At 40.8% G+C, this 17,066-nt stretch carries 16 protein-coding genes and 2 pseudogenes; 11 read left to right on the forward strand and 7 right to left on the reverse strand.

Annotation, left to right across the window (positions count from 1 at the left end; genetic code table 11):
- Window positions 1–65: 65 nt before the first annotated feature.
- The gene (locus tag BACINT_RS05310; protein WP_007661182.1) at window positions 66–926 is read left to right on the forward strand and encodes a hypothetical protein; all 861 of its coding nucleotides are present in this window, start codon (window positions 66–68) and stop codon (window positions 924–926) included.
- A gap of 13 nt (window positions 927–939) precedes the next feature.
- Here BACINT_RS05310 and BACINT_RS05315 read toward each other — a convergent pair whose 3' ends face one another.
- Window positions 940–1,758 carry a DUF5694 domain-containing protein gene (locus tag BACINT_RS05315; protein ID WP_007661183.1) on the reverse strand — a complete coding sequence of 273 codons (819 nt, stop codon included), beginning with the start codon at window positions 1,756–1,758 and terminating at the stop codon, window positions 940–942.
- 195 nt (window positions 1,759–1,953) lie between these two features.
- Here BACINT_RS05315 and BACINT_RS05320 point away from each other — a divergent pair, with 195 nt between their 5' ends.
- The 4 genes from BACINT_RS05320 (at window position 1,954) to BACINT_RS05335 (ending at window position 6,261) form a co-directional block, all read left to right on the forward strand.
- Window positions 1,954–2,655, forward strand: coding sequence for a response regulator transcription factor (locus BACINT_RS05320; protein WP_007661184.1), 702 nt, complete (start codon window positions 1,954–1,956; stop codon window positions 2,653–2,655).
- A gap of 475 nt (window positions 2,656–3,130) precedes the next feature.
- Window positions 3,131–3,697, forward strand: coding sequence for a hypothetical protein (locus BACINT_RS05325; protein WP_007211368.1), 567 nt, complete (start codon window positions 3,131–3,133; stop codon window positions 3,695–3,697).
- The gene (locus tag BACINT_RS05330) at window positions 3,681–4,607 is read left to right on the forward strand and encodes a hypothetical protein (RefSeq protein WP_007661186.1); all 927 of its coding nucleotides are present in this window, start codon (window positions 3,681–3,683) and stop codon (window positions 4,605–4,607) included. The genes BACINT_RS05325 and BACINT_RS05330 overlap by 17 nt, the downstream gene beginning before the upstream one ends.
- A gap of 13 nt (window positions 4,608–4,620) precedes the next feature.
- A complete protein-coding gene (locus BACINT_RS05335) occupies window positions 4,621–6,261 on the forward strand; it encodes a tetratricopeptide repeat protein (RefSeq protein WP_007661187.1) in 1,641 nt (546 codons plus the stop codon).
- 845 nt (window positions 6,262–7,106) lie between these two features.
- Here the strand turns inward: BACINT_RS05335 and BACINT_RS05340 are convergent.
- Together BACINT_RS05340 and BACINT_RS05345 are read right to left on the reverse strand one after the other, a co-directional pair.
- The gene (locus BACINT_RS05340; protein WP_021967396.1) at window positions 7,107–7,625 is read right to left on the reverse strand and encodes a DinB family protein; all 519 of its coding nucleotides are present in this window, start codon (window positions 7,623–7,625) and stop codon (window positions 7,107–7,109) included.
- Between the two features lie 60 nt (window positions 7,626–7,685).
- Window positions 7,686–8,366, reverse strand: coding sequence for an RNA polymerase sigma factor (locus BACINT_RS05345; RefSeq protein WP_007661190.1), 681 nt, complete (start codon window positions 8,364–8,366; stop codon window positions 7,686–7,688).
- Between the two features lie 249 nt (window positions 8,367–8,615).
- Between BACINT_RS05345 and BACINT_RS05350 the strand changes: the two genes are divergently transcribed.
- A complete protein-coding gene (locus tag BACINT_RS05350) occupies window positions 8,616–9,041 on the forward strand; it encodes a DUF3836 domain-containing protein (protein ID WP_007661191.1) in 426 nt (141 codons plus the stop codon).
- A 94-nt stretch (window positions 9,042–9,135) separates the two neighbouring features.
- Here the strand turns inward: BACINT_RS05350 and BACINT_RS05355 are convergent.
- The 3 genes and pseudogenes from BACINT_RS05355 to BACINT_RS24500 form a co-directional block, all read right to left on the reverse strand.
- Window positions 9,136–9,495, reverse strand: a pseudogene (locus tag BACINT_RS05355) (ORF6N domain-containing protein); the annotation flags it as partial.
- Between the two features lie 80 nt (window positions 9,496–9,575).
- The gene (locus BACINT_RS05360; RefSeq protein ID WP_007661193.1) at window positions 9,576–11,237 is read right to left on the reverse strand and encodes an IS1182 family transposase; all 1,662 of its coding nucleotides are present in this window, start codon (window positions 11,235–11,237) and stop codon (window positions 9,576–9,578) included.
- Between the two features lie 119 nt (window positions 11,238–11,356).
- Window positions 11,357–11,533: pseudogene (locus tag BACINT_RS24500) on the reverse strand (ORF6N domain-containing protein); the annotation flags it as partial.
- A 256-nt stretch (window positions 11,534–11,789) separates the two neighbouring features.
- Here BACINT_RS24500 and BACINT_RS05370 point away from each other — a divergent pair.
- Window positions 11,790–12,215: a DUF3836 domain-containing protein gene (locus tag BACINT_RS05370; RefSeq protein ID WP_007661196.1), complete on the forward strand. Its 426-nt coding sequence runs from the start codon at window positions 11,790–11,792 to the stop codon at window positions 12,213–12,215.
- 87 nt (window positions 12,216–12,302) lie between these two features.
- On the opposite strand, the gene BACINT_RS05375 is transcribed toward BACINT_RS05370, so the two are convergent.
- The gene (locus tag BACINT_RS05375) at window positions 12,303–13,094 is read right to left on the reverse strand and encodes a DUF6266 family protein (RefSeq protein ID WP_007661198.1); all 792 of its coding nucleotides are present in this window, start codon (window positions 13,092–13,094) and stop codon (window positions 12,303–12,305) included.
- A 394-nt stretch (window positions 13,095–13,488) separates the two neighbouring features.
- On the opposite strand from BACINT_RS05375, the gene BACINT_RS05380 reads away from it, so the two are divergent.
- The 4 genes from BACINT_RS05380 to BACINT_RS05395 all read left to right on the forward strand — a co-directional run bounded on the left by BACINT_RS05380 (window position 13,489) and on the right by BACINT_RS05395 (window position 17,063).
- Window positions 13,489–14,553 (forward strand): winged helix-turn-helix domain-containing protein, encoded by a 1,065-nt coding sequence (locus BACINT_RS05380; protein WP_007661199.1) that lies wholly within the window; start codon window positions 13,489–13,491, stop codon window positions 14,551–14,553.
- A 170-nt stretch (window positions 14,554–14,723) separates the two neighbouring features.
- Window positions 14,724–14,957 (forward strand): NVEALA domain-containing protein, encoded by a 234-nt coding sequence (locus BACINT_RS05385; RefSeq protein ID WP_007661200.1) that lies wholly within the window; start codon window positions 14,724–14,726, stop codon window positions 14,955–14,957.
- A complete protein-coding gene (locus tag BACINT_RS05390) occupies window positions 14,941–15,993 on the forward strand; it encodes a BF3164 family lipoprotein (RefSeq protein ID WP_195547466.1) in 1,053 nt (350 codons plus the stop codon). The genes BACINT_RS05385 and BACINT_RS05390 overlap by 17 nt, the downstream gene beginning before the upstream one ends.
- A gap of 494 nt (window positions 15,994–16,487) precedes the next feature.
- On the forward strand, window positions 16,488–17,063 hold the full coding sequence (locus BACINT_RS05395) for a hypothetical protein (protein WP_007661202.1): 576 nt from the start codon (window positions 16,488–16,490) through the stop codon (window positions 17,061–17,063).
- Window positions 17,064–17,066 lie beyond the last annotated feature (3 nt).

Raw genomic sequence — 17,066 nt, forward strand, 5'->3', positions numbered from 1 at the left:
TGTTATTCAGATAGGCTTTTACTATTTTTGTATACAGAGTCCGTAAAAAACAAAGGAGGTAGATTATGACACGCAGGGTTGGCATATCTTGGCTCCCAATTCGTTGGGGATTATTTTTTCTGTTCATTTCTGGTTTGCAGTTGCTTTCTGCACAGGAAGATGGTGCACGTTTCACTCTTGATAGCATGTTGATAAAGCCGAAAGCTGCATTTCAGCTTCCATCCGTCAACCTGCTTCCCGAAAAGACTGTATATCCTTTGATTAATCCTATACAGTTAGGTGATTTACCTTCTTTCTCCTTGAAAGAGGAACTCCGTATCCCCTATCATATAAATCCTTCTCCACTATTCCGGGGCGATTATAGCACAGGAGGTGTATTAAGGCAATTTCCTCATGGAGCGGTATTCGGTTCCGGGAGCCAGACCAGTCTTCCGGGCATCGGGCGTTTCAATAATGCTTCCTTAGGATATCAGCATATCTTTAACGATCGGCTATCGTTGCAACTTCGTGCCAATGCCATGAAGATAAATATGTCTCATATCACCGGGCAAGCCTTCAGTACTGCGGGCAGGCTGACTTATCGTGCTTCCGACCGGGTTGCCTTCAATGTCTTCGGTTCGTATGATATCGGTAATTCTTACGGGATGAGCACTAATAGTTATGGTGCTACGATATCTCTTGATATGTCCGAGCGTTTTGGTATGGAGGTCGGTGCCCAGCGCTATTACGATGCCATGCGTGGAGGTTGGCAGACGGTTCCCGTTGTGATACCCTATTATCGCTTCGAGAAGTTTAAGCTGGGGTTGGATGTAGGTGGAATAATATACGAGATTCTGCGTAGCGCGGTGTTTGATAATCGTGGCGGCGGTGACTTTGGTGGCGGCCCTACGATTAGGCCGCCAAAGTTCTCATTTCCGATAAAATAGAAGAAGTAGATATTTACTTCAGGTAATCGTTTATATTCAGTAGTTTGTATTCGGGAGAACATTCAAACAGATAGTTCAGGATGTTCATGTGCGCTGCGCCGAAAATAACCAGTATCCGTTTGCCGGCGGTATCGGGAATCCGCTGGATATTCCTGAGTATCCTTAGATTCCGGTTGAACCATCTTCCGGATTCAAAGTCTGTTCCGGTATAATCGCCTTTGACGGATTCATACTTGAAATGCTTGATAAGATAGTTTCCTAAATCTTTCTTGATATGTACCGGATCGTTGAGATGTATCAGTTGTGCAAGTATCCCTTGCTGCTTGAATATGGGTTCATCTTCATAGTACAAAGCAGAGTCGGGAGAGTTTGAGAAGCTTTCTTCAAAAGCCAGATATTCATTACTTTCATCATCATCCAGCAGTTTCTCTATGTGGGTAGTGTGTGCTCCCCAAGCATCTGCACAGTATATCTTGGCATTGCACATTCGGGCTATTCTGAAACCTAACTGCTGAATTTCATTTCTGTTCAGCTCATGCTTGCCGGTAAGGTATGAGTTATAGAGAGAGTCTATCTCTGACTGTTTGTATAAAGGCCATTCAATGACAATGGCATCCGGTTTGAATTGTGCCAGTTTCTTGGATATTAACTCTATCTCTTTTTGATATTGAGGAGATAGTACATCTATCTGGTCTTCTTCGGATATTTGTTGCACATCCAGATTGGGAAATTCGAAGTGGAAGACTCCCAACGTAAGGACTTCTGCCTGTTGGGCATATCCTTTTGTGAAGAGCATGCTTGCGGTAATCAGAATAAGAATGATTTTATTCATCGTAATTACTTTTAGTTTGGTGCCCAAAAGTAATGATTCTTTTTGGCATGACCATACGATCCTGATTTTTGATGTTGTAAAGACAGGGTAGGAGCAATAAGAATGAATGATATCGCAATGTTATCTTCGGGTTAACGAATAATTTATTACTTTTGTGGCATACAACCGGAAGTTAATACAATTCATATCAAAGACATGGATACAATAAAGTTATTGTTAGTTGAGGACGATCCCAGCCTGCGTTACATCGTTCAGAGCGGATTGGAAGATATCATAGAGGGCTATGAGGTGTTGGCAGCTGCCAATGGTGAAGAAGGATTGGCAATGTGGAGGGAGCATCGTCCCGATGTCATTCTTTCGGATATAGAAATGCCCATCATGGATGGTTATGAGATGGTGAAGCGTATCCGTGAGGTGGATAAAGAGACGCCTATAATCTTTTCTTCCGGTTTGGTTTCTCCCAAAAATGTATTGAAAGGCTATGAGTTGGGAGCCAACAATTATATCAAGAAACCTTTCATTCCCGAAGAACTGGATGCCCATATTCATGCTTTGTTGAAACTCTCCAAAGGTGAAAAGAGTAAGGACGAAAGCGAATGTTACAAGATTGGAAAGGAATATGTGCTTGATGCTACGCACGCCATATTGAAACATTCATCCGGTGAAAACAAAACATTGACCGCCCGTGAAGCAGGACTGTTGCAAATGCTTTGTGAGAACAGAGGGGATGTAGTACGTCGTGAAGCCATTCTTGATAAGTTCTGGAATACGGAAGATGATTATTTTGCTTCCCGCAGCCTGGATGTATTCGTCACAAAACTTCGTAAGTTGATAGCTGAAGATTCATCAGTCAGCATTAAAACGGTGAAAGGTGTGGGGCTGATGCTGGAAGAATGAAACATTAGTAATTAAGAATGTAAATACCGGGATAATGAGATATAAATTTCATTATCCCGTTTTTTTTGGAATACAAGTTATAAAGGAAGTTGCTTTTCTTGCAGATGAATCGGAGAAAATATCTGATTCCTGAAAAAGATGTTATCCGGTTCGGGAAAGTGAATCAGATAGTAGTAATTATAAAAATATGGGGACAAGCAAGAAAGTATATGTCTGGTAGCAGGTAATGTTGCTCCTTCATTGGTTCTTTATGAAAAGCTATTGATGGAATCAGTTCCTTTATGCAAATGTCCCCTTATTTGTCTATCCTTTCTATCGAGTTATTATTTGAAAAACAGTTGTTTAGTTTGTGGGTTGTCCCCTTCATTTATCCCCCACGATTGTTTCATTATTTACAGGTTACTTTTTACTTTTGTTTTCATACGATAACCAGGAAAGATGGAACTATTATTAATCATTATAAAAAGTAATATTTATGGAAAATCAAACAAAACTCTACCCAAGCTATATGGGTGAATTCTATGCAGCAAACCCGGTGAAATTTGAAAAAAGAAAGAACAATGTTAAGCCGATGCTTTATTATGGATTGGCTGTAGTCGCTGTTATTATTGTTATTTTTCCTGGTTTTATCCCTGTAGCGGGTTGGTTGGTTCGGACGGTCGGAGTAATTGCTGTATTAATATGCCTGCTTGCAGCGTATTTGAGCAATTTCGATTATTATAATAGCGAGAGTGGGGGTAAGATCAAAGAGGTGGGTTTGAAGAAGTTCAAGCGCGATGAAACCGATATAAACAGAATCCTGGAAGCGTTTCTCAGAAAAGACTTTGAGTATTTGGCAGAGTTGCCCGGAGCATACAGCGCACCGGTTCAGATTCATGTGGAAGAGGATAAATTAGGGCAGGAGATGTATTGCTTACTGACTTCTTACGATTCTGACAGCAATATTATCGGTCTGACCAATGTCCTGACCTTATCAGGAAACGATTATCTCGATCATGCGGATGTAATTAGGCAGATGCTTAAAGATGCGGAAAACGATTGATACGCAGAAAAAAGTGGCGCTATGGAAAATCATAGTGCCTGTTTTCGTCTTTCTTTTCCTTCTACATTGCAGGGTGTGGCATACGGAAGAAGAGATGTTGATGCATACCGCATTTTCTTCCGGTGGTTATTTAGGGCTGAACCAGAAGATTGTTGCTGTGCTTATGGCGATAACGATGTGCAGTTGGATGGCGTATACCCGTAAGAGAAGTACAGGGAAATGGTATCATTGGAGAAACTTTGTCTATGCTTTTATGTGTGGAGCTGCCGTAGTAGGGTTGTGTACCAATATACTGGTGGTTTTTCTGTTCTGGCTGAACAGTTGCTTTACTTCCGGGGTACAGACCCGTGAGTATATAATTGTCAATATCGCTCCCCACGACCGGACGCGTAAGAGTCACAATCCACGTTCTGCTGCATGGTTACTGAATACATTTTCTTACGGGGAGATATTTATACAAGGTGACCGTTACACTCGCATCTACTTGCCCATTGACTCTGCATATCGGCTCAGTGGTGAACGAGGCATCTATCTTAAAATAGAGTTGGAGGACGGCTGGCTGGGATGGGGAGTAATACGGAAGATTAACTTGGTGACTGCAACAAAAGTGTCGGAAAAAGTAGAAGTTCGTTTTCCTGAAGATGAGCAGGCACAGGCGTCTGATTCTTGTTTGCACGAAAATAGTGAAAAAGCTTTTAAGTATACATGGAGGGATATTCATATCTTTGCCAAACTGAGGAATATTAATTTATCAGATACTACCCACGTCAGTGTAAATCAGTATATAGACGGGCAAAAAGGTATTCCGGTATGGGAGATTGATATACGCGATTCCATTCAGCCGGATATGGCCAGAGTGATATTGATTCATGGAGAGACTGGAGAAGTGATGATGGATTCGTACGAATAACACGATATTGAAGATGAGATTGAAGAGTTTGATAGGAATAATCCTGTGGGGCGGTATGTTGGTTTCTTGTGGACCTGATAATCGCGTGGTCTTGGCGGAGAAGCTGATGGCGGAAAAGGAGACAGACAGTGCCATAGTAGTGATGAATGAGATTAAAGAACCGTTGCATAACTTATCGAAACGCGATTATGCACTTTATGCCTTACTGATGTCCGAGGCTGTCCACAGGAAGCAACAGTTGAATGCAACTACAGATACCCTGCTGCTACCTGCAATTAAATATTTCAGCCAATCGGGCGATTCTCTTTATGCCGAACGGGCTCTTTACTGCAAAGCACATCTGGACAGACGGCTTAACCGGATGAGCGATGCCATGCAATCTTTTCTGAAAGCTCTGCTTTTCCTGCAAAATAGTGGTAATCATGAGCAGCTCTACCGGGTGAATACCTGGTTGGGAGTTGTCTGCCTGAATCAGGAAGAATATTCCGGCAAGGTGCGTTATTCCAAAGAAGCCTTGAAAGCGGCTTTGGATTTGGGAAATATGTTCTATAAGAATATGGCCTTGTGCGATATTTCTACCGGATATTTGTTTCTGAATCAATTGGATAGCGCCCTTTATTATGCTCAGGCGGCCTATGAGGCGGCTTTAGCCGATTCTGTTCCTCGGCAGCTTCCTTTCATCTATACAAATCTGGGTAGTATCTATTCCCAGCAAGGAGAGCCTGCCAAAGCACTGGATTATATAAATAAATCAATAGCTCTTCGTCCGGCTAAGGATACTGTGAGAATTCTTTCGCTCTATGGGGCAAAGTTGGAGTTGTTTGGGAAACTGGGACAATATGATTCGGCATATCACTATTTTCAGAAAGTTATCTCCAGCCCAAATCCTTCTTCGGTGGCTGACGCCTATAATAATATGGCGAAAATATATCATAAGATGGGCCGTGCTTCAGATGCCTATCCTATGCTACAGCGCTTCATTGAGTTGTCCGATACCATACGCAAGTATCGTCATACTGAGGAAGCCATTGCATTGCAAGAGCTTTATAAACACGAACAGCTTTCGGTAGAAAACCTGTATTGGCGTACCCGGGCTGCGGAAAGGCAGCGTAATGTGTATTGGATGACTACAATCTCTCTGTTGCTGGTTTGGGTGGCAAGTGCGGTATATTTCATCTATCGCCGTAACCGCAACCATCTGATGGCGCAGCAGCATCAGCTTGTAAAAAAGGAAAAAGAATTGGCGCAGCAACGTGAGATCACTTCCGAAAACCTCCGGCGCATGGTGGAGCTGGAGCAGAAGGAAGCTAAGCTGAAAGAAACTTTTTTCAGGAGACTCAGCCAGAAGGTGGTGCAGGAAATTGAAAGAGGGGGAAATGTGATTCTTTCCGATGAAGACTGGGACGATATTGTGCAGAATGCCGACATCATCTTCAATAACTTCACGAAACGCCTGCAACAGACCTATCCGAGTCTGAATAAAGATGATTTGCGTTATTGTTGTATGGTGAAAATGCAATTATCCCAGTCGGGCATGGCGCAGGTGATGCATTTGGAGCGGGATTCTGTGAAGAAACGTCTGAAACGTATCCGTATGGAGAAGATGGGGGCGGATAGTGGTGTTACGTTGGAAGAACTGCTGTATAACTTTTAAAGTAAAAAGACAGCCTCGTTCCCTTGTTAACTCGTCTCCTCGTCAACTAATTCAAATCCGTGCAAATAGATACCAAGTTCTTCATACTTATATAGTTTGTTTGGTTTGTTGCAAATATATGGGGATTTGAATTGCAGTATTGTATACAGATTTGTTATACCAATTTTGCGGAGATGTTTTATTTGTCCTGGGACTCAGAAGAAGGAGGATGTGTCTGTAAAAACACATCCTCCCGTCTACCTTGCTTGCAGGTATACCAGAGCTGAAGTTTTCAGGTCTAATTTAAATAGTCAAAGGTGAGTAGCAATGCAATTGCGTTGCGTTTGCGACTTTTCGGCCGTCCGGCTTCCACATGGCCCGATTTGACTCACCTTTGAGTATTTTATTTTTTATATATTGATGCTAATTTGCTGCCAAAAGGATACAAAAAAAGCGTGGAACGTCACACTTTCAAATGTTCTAGAAGGAACTACCAATCCCAACAACACAAATGAAAGGAACGCCCACGCCTATAGAGACGCAGGCGTTCAGTCATTTTTCACGTGTTGTATGTTATGCCAAAGGCACAACGAAAATTGGTAGTTTTCTAGAACGCAAAAAAGCTGAACGCTTCGATATTTTATTTCAAAGAACAGAAGGGATACCCCTTGCCGATTAACAGCAGCACAAATATAGTAAATTCTTGAATTAAAAAGCTTCTTACTCTTTTATTTTTCCTATAAAGCTTTCTTTTTTTACTTTCAAGAGGATGTCAAAAGTCTCCGTAACCCCAGTGTACAACAGTTTCCTTTCAGGTATTCTATTGATTTATCCAAAAGAAAAACTGGCTCTTGAGGCTGATGCCATTACATCCATTTGATAGGATGCCCCAATGCCCGTTTTATCGCTTCCATCTCGGCACTGTGCCACATTTCATGCTTGAAGCACCAGGCAAGGGCTTCATACTTATTATTGGCAACCGGATGTTTGAAGGGAATAGGCTCTAAATCTTCTGATAAAATACGGTCGTCCAGGCGGGACAGGTTACTGATACATATCTCATGAACAGCGTCCAGTTGTTTTTTTAGCTCTGCCACAGGAATTAAATTCTTTTCGGTGGAGCGGTGCAATGTACCCATTCCATTGAAAACCTTTACGTAATCGACCATCGGAATAAGTTTGCTGACGGCTTCATTCCTCCCGGTGATGCAGGTAATGGCATGAAAGTTCTGACTGATAATCAGATGTCCGATTTGCCATGCGAAGTTGGAGTCAGTGCCTTCGGGGATGGTGTACCACTGGTTTTCCGGAATTTCTGATACTAAACGATTCACAAAATTCCGCGATTCAATAATCTGTTCTTTTAAAAAATCAATCTTGCTCATAATTAGTTTATTTAAGTTATACATAGTAGTTAGTGAGCAAGCTTTCCATTCTGTGACAGCTCAGGGAATAAATTTTTCCCAGTAGTTCTTTCTTGGAAGTTCCTTTTCGAGCCGTTGGTAAACGTCGACGAGGCGGATAATCTTCTTGATGGCGGTATATTCTTTCTCCAGATTGAGCGAGGTGACTTGCTTGCATATCCGATATTTGCAGGTCCCCTGCGGGTTGTATAGCGGACAGGTGTCATTCATGAAGTGAGTAATCTTGCGGATGGAACGGGAGGAAATCTGACGGACGCTCTCTTCCGTTATGCCCATGATTTCACTGATTTGCTTATACGGCAGGTTGAGGTTTATTTTGAATATGAATATCAGCCGGGCATCGTTCGTCAGGCAATGGTTCTGGGCTGTCAGACACCAGTCGCAGCATGCTTTTATCCATTCCTGTTCATCCCGGTCCTGTCCGTTATAATCAATGGCAGGAAGTTCGCGGAATTCTCTCAACTCATTCATTGTGGCTATTCTTTCGTTCCGGGCATATCGCAGTATGGTGCGTTTGCATAGGGTGTATATCCATGTCGATAACCCGGATTCCCCGTTGAACGAGTCTATGCTTTTGATGATTTCGTACCAGACTTCCTGAGCCGCTTCTTTAGCGATTTCCTTGTTTTGTATCATGCGGTGTGCTATGGAAGATACCATGACACCATATTGTTCTACGATTTCCTTTAAGTCAGGTTGCATATTCTAAGGTATTGAGTTTGCGAATGTAGCTAATTTGTTTTATCCTGTTCTTCTTGCGCTTTTTATTCTTGTTCTGTTCGCTTTTGTGCGGACACTTGTCCGTTTATGAACACTCTCTGAAAATGAATAGTTATTGATAATCAATGCTTTATTGTTTTGGCACGGCAATTGACTATATATTGTCGAAGGCGGTTGACAAAGACTTCCCTTCAAAAACCAAGAAGTAATAACAATAAAAAAATAACGATTATGAAAACGAACTTAATTTCTAAAGCAGTGGTAATGATGGTAGTAGTAATGGCAAGCGTAATGAACTTCTCTGCAAGTGCAAGCAATCCTACCCAGTACGTAAAGAACGAAGAGATGACCGGTGAGTTGATGACCGCGAAGACTATCTTTAAGAACGAAGACGGTCGCCTGTTCCGCCACCTCCGTTACACGTATACTTACGATAACGAAAACCGCGTAGCCAGCAAGGAAGCTTCCAAGTGGGACAGCGTAAAAGAAGCCTGGGTTCCTTACTTCAAAATGAATGTAGAATACAATAACAATGAAATTGCAGTAAACTACGCCCGTTGGAACTCTAAGAGCAATGCTTACGACAGCAACATCCAAAAGAGTGTTTACGAATTGAACGATGCTGACGCAACTTTGATGCTGGCAAGTACAAAATAAAAATAGTAGTTTTCTTTAGAAATGGGCTATTGGAATATGTGAGATTTCCTAATAGCCTATTTCCTTTTTGTAGTAAATGCCTATAAAATTTATGCTATTTCTTGTTGTCATAATGGACAAACCCGATTGGTTTACATTTATTTTTTTGCGCAATCTGTTTTTGTTTGTCTGCCAATTGTGATAAGGCTAAATAAATATCATCAAGTTCTTTTCGAGTATCTTCGCTGAGGTCATTGATAGCAGCAATTGTATCTTCGTTTCCGTCTTCCAAGACTTTCATGCGCTGCTTTAGTTCTTCTATTTCCTTTGTAGTATTATTGGTGGAAGAAAGATATTGTCGCACAGAAACGAAAGCACGCATAATATTTCTATTTACTTCAATAGCAGTAGAAGAATGTAATACACTGCTTAACATTGCTACGCCTAATTCTGTAAAAGCAAAGGGCAGATATTTAATATTGCTACCTCTTCCTTTGGGAGATGTGTCAAAACTAAGGCACATCTCCTTTTTTTATATTTAAATGTTTTTTTTCTCTATGCGACTCTTTTTTCACTAATTTGGTAATACGCGGCTATATTCCTCGTATATTGCGTCATAATTGTTCTGATAAGAATACATATAATGCGTGCAGTCCCTCCCTTTCCTGCTTTTAGTAGTTTAGCACACATTTTTTTGATATTAAAAGCTATAGCAAAGAAAGCAAAGTCCATCGTAACCTTGTCTTCTCCTTTATGTCTGAACCGGCGGTATGCCATGTTGTATTTCATTTGTCCAAACACAGCTTCCGGTTCTATACACCTCCTGCCTCTATGCTTGATACCTTCCTCTGAGAGCAATTTTTCCCGTGCCTGCCGTTTGTATTGGTTTAACCGGTGATTGACTTCTATAATACGATTTCCCTGGGCTTTAAAGCAACTGCCACGCAAAGGACAACCCTCGCAATTTTGTGCTTTATAACGTGCACTTTCGGTGATGTATCCGCTTGCAGTTTTGTCACGTCTGGTCCCTATACGGTTCATGCGCTGCCCCATAGGGCAAACGTAATAATCCTCTTCTGTATTGTAATGGAGACTTTCCGCATGGAACGGATTGGGAGTATAACGGGGACGCTGTTCTTTATGGAAGAAGTTATACTTGACAAAGGCTTCTATCCCGTTCTCCTGCATGAACCGGTAATTTTCTTCTGAGCCGTAACCGGAGTCTGCCACCCCGACAGCGGGTAAGCGGTTATAGCGATGTTGGAAGGAGTGGAAGAAAGGAATGAGCGTCAGTGTATCGGTAGGGTTGGGAAACAGTCGGAAGTCTATGAGAAATTGTTTTTCAGTACCTATTTGCAAATTATATCCGGGCTTGGTCTGCCCGTTCTTCATGGCGTCTTCTTTCATACGCATGAATGTGGCATCAGGATCAGTCTTGGAATAGGAATTACGTTCTCCAAGAGTGTCAAGATGATTGTCGTATTCCATCAGCTTGTCACGATACCCTTCAAGTTCCTTGAGCTGTTTCTTCTTTTCGCGCAGGGCTTTCTTTTGTTCCTTATCCTTTGTCGCAGGCTGGTGTTCTAGGACTTCTTTAAGTTCATCCACTATGTCAGAGAGCATGGCGGGAGTGAATTGGGCGGGTGTGTCTTTTACGGAGTTCTCTTGTGCAATGGCTTCGTCCACCTGTTCCAGAAGGATACGAATCTTGTCCAGCAACTTCGTGCGGTGCTTTTCAACACTCTTGCGCCAGACAAAAGTATATTTGTTGGCTTTGGATTCAATCTTAGTGCCGTCGATATACTCCACCTCAAGACTGATGAAACCTTTGTCGGCAAGGACAAGAACTAACTGGGTGAATACATTATTTATCTCCTCCTTTACACGGTTACGAAAACGATTGATGGTGATAAAATCCGGATGCTCATTACCGGCAAGCCAGATATAATGAATGTCACGCAAGAGAAGCTTCTCTATTTTACGGCACGAATAGATATTATTCATGTAGGCGTAGATAATTACCTTAAGCATCATTTTAGGATGATAAGGACAGCGGCCGGTTTCTTTATAAAGTTTATTGAAACCTTCAAGATGGAGAGTATCAACAACTGTGTTAACTATGCGAACCGGGTCGTTCGACGCAATGTTTTCATCAATTCTTTGAGGAAAAAGAACGGTTTGGTTGGGAATGTAAGGACGAAAATGTAACTTTGCCATAACGAAATACTTTATGCCTAAAGATACAAAAACTTTGGGGAATAGCAAAGCCCGGGCTTGCGAAAGTCTGGGCTTTGTGCATAAAAAAGGTTGTGCCAGAGTTTTGACACATTTACAAGTTCTTCTCTTGTGACTTCGAACATGAAATCTTCTCCTTCAAAACGTTCCATATTGCGCTTAACCGAGCGTTTTAGTTGAGCTGTTTCAACTCCATAAAGTTGAGCCAGATCAAAGTCAAACATTATCTTTTGACCTCTGAACTCATATATTTTATTTTGAATAACTTGTAATTCCATTATTATAGTAGTTTCAAGCAAAGGTAGAGGAATTTTTACTTTAAACAAAGGTTTTCTCATTTTCTTGTTTGTTTCCTGTAGCGTTCGCTTTTGTGCGGACACTTGTCCGTTTACGAACACTCTCTGAAAATATATAATCGTTGATAATCAGTGTTTTATTGTTTTGGCACGGCAATTGACTATATATAGTCGAAGGCGGTTGACAAAGACTTCCTTTCAAAAATCAAGAAGTAATAACGATAAAAAAATAACGATTATGAAAACGAACTTAATTTCTAAAGCAGTGGTAATGATGGTAGTGGTAATGGCAAGCGTAATGAATTTCTCTGCAAGTGCAAGCAATCCTACCCAGTATGTAAAGAATGAAGAGATGACCGGTGAACTAATGACCGCGAAGACCATCTTCAAGAACGAAGACGGTCACTTGTTCCGCCACCTCCGTTACACGTATACTTACGATAACGAAAACCGCGTAATCAGCAAGGAAGCTTCCAAGTGGGACAGCGTAAAAGAAGCCTGGGTTCCTTACTTCAAAATGAATGTAGAGTACAGTAACAATGAAATTGCAGTAAACTACGCCCGTTGGAATTCTAAGAGCAATGCTTACGACAGCAACATCCAAAAGAGCGTTTACGCATTGAACGATGCTGACGCAACTTTGATGCTGGCAAGTACAAAATAAAAGTATAGGCACTATCGGGAGCCGGATACAGAGAACGCATTTCTCTGGTATCCGGCTTTTTTGTTGTCAGGTCGCCGGGGTATCCGCTCAGGTTTCGCACCTGCATGTCCCAATATTGTTGGGAGGAGCAGAAGACAAATGCACGGCTATATGTGGCTGAAGCTTTGCTTTCTTGATGGGCAGGGGCTTTTCATAGGTTGTATCAGTAGATTCTGCCTGTATTTCTGCCTCGCCCTCCGGTACTTCGGCTATTGAAATCGGTAGACAAATGCTATTGGCCACACTGTCTCCATCGGCATTGCGAAAACTGAGATAGGCAACCAGTTCATCATCCTGCCAACTATCCGGGAGAGGGAGTTCTGCATGCTTGCCGGAACGTAATGCGGCCCCGGTGTCGTAGACAGCCATTTCTTTATCTTTGTTGTACACCAACAGCATGGCTATATCGGTGTCCTCCGCATTTCCCGTACCACTGTTATTCTGCCAGTTGAAACTCATTTTATCCCTCTCTTGCATGGCTGTACCTTCGAATACGGGCATTAGCGTTCCCATAGACACCAGCGCCCGGTTGAAGTCAATCGTGATGTCTCTTCCGCTACCTGTCACGGCTCTTTTCAGCGTGTAGGACATGGCGGCGTTGAATGCGGATTTATCTTGCGTAAACTCTTTATAACCCATGCGTATGAAAGGTTTCATCGTTTTCAGGAAGTTGAATGCCGTGGCAAACTTGCCCCGTTGCTCTTGTTGCCGGGGGGTGCGCGGATTGCTGACTTTGGCGGCGCGTGCACGGATATAGTAGTTTGATTTCCAGCGAAAACCGACTATCGGTCCCACTTTGCCGGAGAAACCTCCGAGAATGCCTTGGTTGATAATTCCCATACTATCGTGTTTTTAATTACTTGTTTTTCTGATTGCGCAAATATATGGAAAAAGATTCTCATCCATCCGGTCCATGTGATTTTTGCGTTAATTTGCGTCGTTTTGCGTAGATAATTATTTTGCCTTTTCCGATGGGTTCTGTTTTGTCCGCATTATACCCGGGATGCACTTGCTCCGTACCAAGGCCGTGGTTTCTTCGCTCAGAGGTACCTGTGAGTGGAGAAGGTACGGAGCAAGTGCATCCCGGATATAGCCCGGATAAGGTTTTTTTTAGCTATAAATTGGTAATGATGAAACGTGAACGAAAGTTTCTGTAACATTGCTTTTCTTCTTTAAGTGTATGAATCCCTACTTTTGTAATTGAGAAACAGCTACTAAAAATGGAGCGGGAAGAATGATGAAAATAAAATGCAAAAAGATACTATGGGTAAGACTGCTTATGTATTCGTTGGTTATGGGAATCGGAATCTTTCTGGTTCGTCAAAAATGGAATGAGCAAGCACGTGTCATATTTAAAACAGCATTATTGCAGGAGTTGCAAAAAAGAGATACTCTCTCAATTTCCTATATAAGCAATTGGAAAGCCACGCCTGCTTTAGAAGAGGTAAATCCCGGGACAGTAGAGATTGAATTGGATTCAGGCAAAAGAAAATATGAAATCCCATGTTTTAAATTTGAGAATAGCCTTGTGAAAGGAGGTATACAGCGCGGACTTCTTACTGCACTCTTGGATGAATCTCCCTTAGATGCGGACTCATTGCATGGAACCTGGAACAAGTTGTTGAAAGAATCTGATATATTTCTGAAAACCCATACCCGTATTACTGTTTTTGATTTTCAGGAGCAGCCCTCTTCTGCTTTTTCCAAAAACGTGCAGAAGTTCTCCCGGACTGACAGCCTTTTTTCTTATTATATGGGATATCGTTGTGAGGTGGAAGCTACCGGTTATGCTTCTTGCGAGTGGTGGTGGCTGTTTAGTGACTGGCGTTTGCTTGCCATAGGAGGTGTTTGTGCAGGTATTGAATTGTTATTTTTCATTTTTGGAAAAGTATATTGCTATAGAAAGAATAGGCAGATTGAGGAAGTCGAACAAGAAGGTCTCCCCGTTATAGTGATGGCGGCAGAGCAATCACCTGTTTATCAGTTGGAGGAGCATACTTTTTTTTATGTGGAGCGAATGGAATTGATAAAACAGGAGCAAGTAGTAAAGCTTACTCCCCAAACGGCAATTTTATTGGAAATGTTTCTTCAGGCAGAAGGATGCACTCTTTCTACGTTGCTAATTAGTGGGACTTTATGGCCGGATGGTAGCGGAACCCAGGAAAGAATACATACGCTTATCCGTCGTTTACGAAAAATACTCGGTGAGTTGACATCCCTTCAGATAAAATTCAAAAAGGATGCCTATCATCTGATAATCCCCCATTTCATCGGAAAAAATGCTTTGACTAATGACTAAAAACACGGATCGTATATGGCTGACAAATTCTGGGAGAAACTGACAAATTCTGATAAATGAGGCTTTGTCAGTGTTTGTCAGTCAGATTTATTGGAACGGATTTTCTTGATTGCTACTTTCGTCTCCGAAACAGATATGATTTAAATATCTAATACTAATTTTAATATTGTATGAAAAGAAAATCTTGGATACTTGGTGTGCTGTTTGTGTTAATTGCTCTGGTTTCCTATATGGCTAAGCCGGAGAAGGCGCAAAATGATTTATTCTTAATGAATATAGAGGCTTTAGCTGCTGGCGAGGATTATGTGCCAATACAATGTATAGGTACAGGAACAGTAGACTGTCCTTTAGGCGGAAAGACAAAGTTTGTCATGATTGGTTACAGCCTTGAAGTACCTTATTAACATATTGTTTCTGTTTTCCTTTCTTGCATGTACTTCTGTACCCGTGCATAAGGGAATACCGTATACGGATTTTCCGGAAACGGAAAATCTGATTGCATGTATTTTGCCTATGGATACAGCCGTATTTCGTTTTCCTTTCCGGATAAAGATGCAAGGAGATACTGTAGCAATAATGGATCTGCATGGTATGGATCATTTTATTCATTTGTTCCACTATCCTGATCTTTCTTACATTACTTCTTTAGGTAAGCGTGGAGATTCGCCAGAGGAGATGCTTTCTGTTGAAAATATCCGATGGAATGGAAATTCGTTGTGGGTATTGGATGCAAATGGTTTAAAATTAACTCGGTTTGGTTTGGCTTTATCCAATGACTCATTACTTCGTGAAGAGGCAGTGAGCTTGGATAAGGAGATACTTCGAGGGCTGGATTTTGTGATTTATGATGACTCTACTTTTATCATTCCTGATTATTCAGGAGAAAGTCGTTTTTGCTGGGTGGATCGAAAGGGTAGGTTATTGCATAAAATGGGGATTATTCCCACTACGAATGAGGAGGCTTTAAAACATGCTCGCCCGGCATTGGCGCAGGCATGGCGCAGTTTCATTGATTATAATCCTCGTAATGGGATTCTGGCTGCCGTTACTCAATTAGGAGAAGTACTCGAAATTTATAATTTGAAAGATAGTACCCATATAGTTCGTGTTGGTTTGCATGGTGAACCGGAATTTAAAGTTGCGGAAGGCTATGGCATACCTACCGGAATTATGGGATTTAGTGATATACAGGTGACGGATACTGCTATTTATGCCGTTTTTCAAGGGGATACTTTTGAAGAGATTTCGCGGAAAATGCAGAAAGGTGATATGACGGATGGTGGGAGGTATATATATGTATTTAGTCTGAGCGGTGAACCTATAAAGAAATATGTGCTGGATCATTATGTGTATGGTATATCGGTAGATGAATTGAATGGAATAATTGTTACTACGGATGTGAATAGTGATGAACCGGTGGTGAAATATGCAGTGGATTGATTATTTCACAATAATTCGTTAAAAAAACACCGAAGTATTGTAATTATTTCTGGAATAAATAATATCATTCATTTTTCCAAAGATATGTATTTGAAGTAATATTTAGAGTTTGCAAGGCATTATGGGTAATATATATTTGTTTAATTGATAACCACTAAAATATATGTCGAGTTGTTATATTTGTTTTGTATTAATATACAAGCGTCAAGACCAGATTCTGGTGCATGCAAAGTTTGTTATAAAATCATATGATAATAGGCTGATTTCTCCTTGGGAATCATAATTGGAATAATGAGTGGTTTTATTTTTCTGATATACTGATTTTCGAGGATATGAAGAAGCATGTATATGAGATAATTGATTGAATAATAAAAGTTTAACTAGCTGAATTAGCAAGTGATTTTAATTACTGATTCGCATTAAATATAAAAGAAGGGAGGGCAATATGGGACCATAAGCAGTAACTAGCATGATATCTTTTTTGTGTAAAATATATGATTGTATTTGTTGAAAGAAGACTTATGGATTTTAGAAAGTTGGAGAAATATTTATATGTAGTTTTGATAGTTTCATTTTTGGGAACACTGATATCTGCTTGTGTGAATAAAAAGGAACAATATGTCAAGCAATGGTATGGTAAGACTATTCAATTCCCAGATTCAATGACTTTTAAACGACATGCTCGTGATAAATGTTTTTTTGATTACCGAGGAGGGCGATATAAAGTTTTAATTCTTCTGGGAAATGTAGAATGTATCAGTTGTAGATTAAAAATAGATGATTGGCAGAGGTTTATTCAAGATGTAGATACAACAGTTTTAGGTGTAAATTATATATTTATAATGAATCCTGTCTATCAGAGAGAGTTATATACAATCTTGAAATTACATGAATTTTCAATACCTGTTTGTGTGGATAATAATGAAGATATTAGATTACTGAATAATATGCCATTAAATACTTCTCATGTTTTCTTACTTGATCAGCAGAATCGTATAATCTGTGTTGGAAATCCGATAACAAATAGACACATAAGGGAGTTGTATAAAAAATATTTATTAAATGAATAGGAA

Origin of the sequence: Bacteroides intestinalis DSM 17393, assembly GCF_000172175.1 — a bacterium.
Classification (GTDB): Bacteria; Bacteroidota; Bacteroidia; order Bacteroidales; family Bacteroidaceae; genus Bacteroides; species Bacteroides intestinalis.

Excerpts from the sequence above, each read along its gene's own strand:
- BACINT_RS05310 (WP_007661182.1), top strand. The coding sequence starts at position 66 with ATGACACGCAGGGTTGGCATATCTTGGCTCCCAATTCGTTGGGGATTA.
- BACINT_RS05315 (WP_007661183.1), bottom strand. The coding sequence starts at position 1,758 with ATGAATAAAATCATTCTTATTCTGATTACCGCAAGCATGCTCTTCACA.
- BACINT_RS05320 (WP_007661184.1), top strand. The coding sequence starts at position 1,954 with ATGGATACAATAAAGTTATTGTTAGTTGAGGACGATCCCAGCCTGCGT.
- BACINT_RS05325 (WP_007211368.1), top strand. The coding sequence starts at position 3,131 with ATGGAAAATCAAACAAAACTCTACCCAAGCTATATGGGTGAATTCTAT.
- BACINT_RS05330 (WP_007661186.1), top strand. The coding sequence starts at position 3,681 with ATGCGGAAAACGATTGATACGCAGAAAAAAGTGGCGCTATGGAAAATC.
- BACINT_RS05335 (WP_007661187.1), top strand. The coding sequence starts at position 4,621 with ATGAGATTGAAGAGTTTGATAGGAATAATCCTGTGGGGCGGTATGTTG.
- BACINT_RS05340 (WP_021967396.1), bottom strand. The coding sequence starts at position 7,625 with ATGAGCAAGATTGATTTTTTAAAAGAACAGATTATTGAATCGCGGAAT.
- BACINT_RS05345 (WP_007661190.1), bottom strand. The coding sequence starts at position 8,366 with ATGCAACCTGACTTAAAGGAAATCGTAGAACAATATGGTGTCATGGTA.
- BACINT_RS05350 (WP_007661191.1), top strand. The coding sequence starts at position 8,616 with ATGAAAACGAACTTAATTTCTAAAGCAGTGGTAATGATGGTAGTAGTA.
- BACINT_RS05360 (WP_007661193.1), bottom strand. The coding sequence starts at position 11,237 with ATGGCAAAGTTACATTTTCGTCCTTACATTCCCAACCAAACCGTTCTT.
- BACINT_RS05370 (WP_007661196.1), top strand. The coding sequence starts at position 11,790 with ATGAAAACGAACTTAATTTCTAAAGCAGTGGTAATGATGGTAGTGGTA.
- BACINT_RS05375 (WP_007661198.1), bottom strand. The coding sequence starts at position 13,094 with ATGGGAATTATCAACCAAGGCATTCTCGGAGGTTTCTCCGGCAAAGTG.
- BACINT_RS05380 (WP_007661199.1), top strand. The coding sequence starts at position 13,489 with ATGATGAAAATAAAATGCAAAAAGATACTATGGGTAAGACTGCTTATG.
- BACINT_RS05385 (WP_007661200.1), top strand. The coding sequence starts at position 14,724 with ATGAAAAGAAAATCTTGGATACTTGGTGTGCTGTTTGTGTTAATTGCT.
- BACINT_RS05395 (WP_007661202.1), top strand. The coding sequence starts at position 16,488 with ATGATTGTATTTGTTGAAAGAAGACTTATGGATTTTAGAAAGTTGGAG.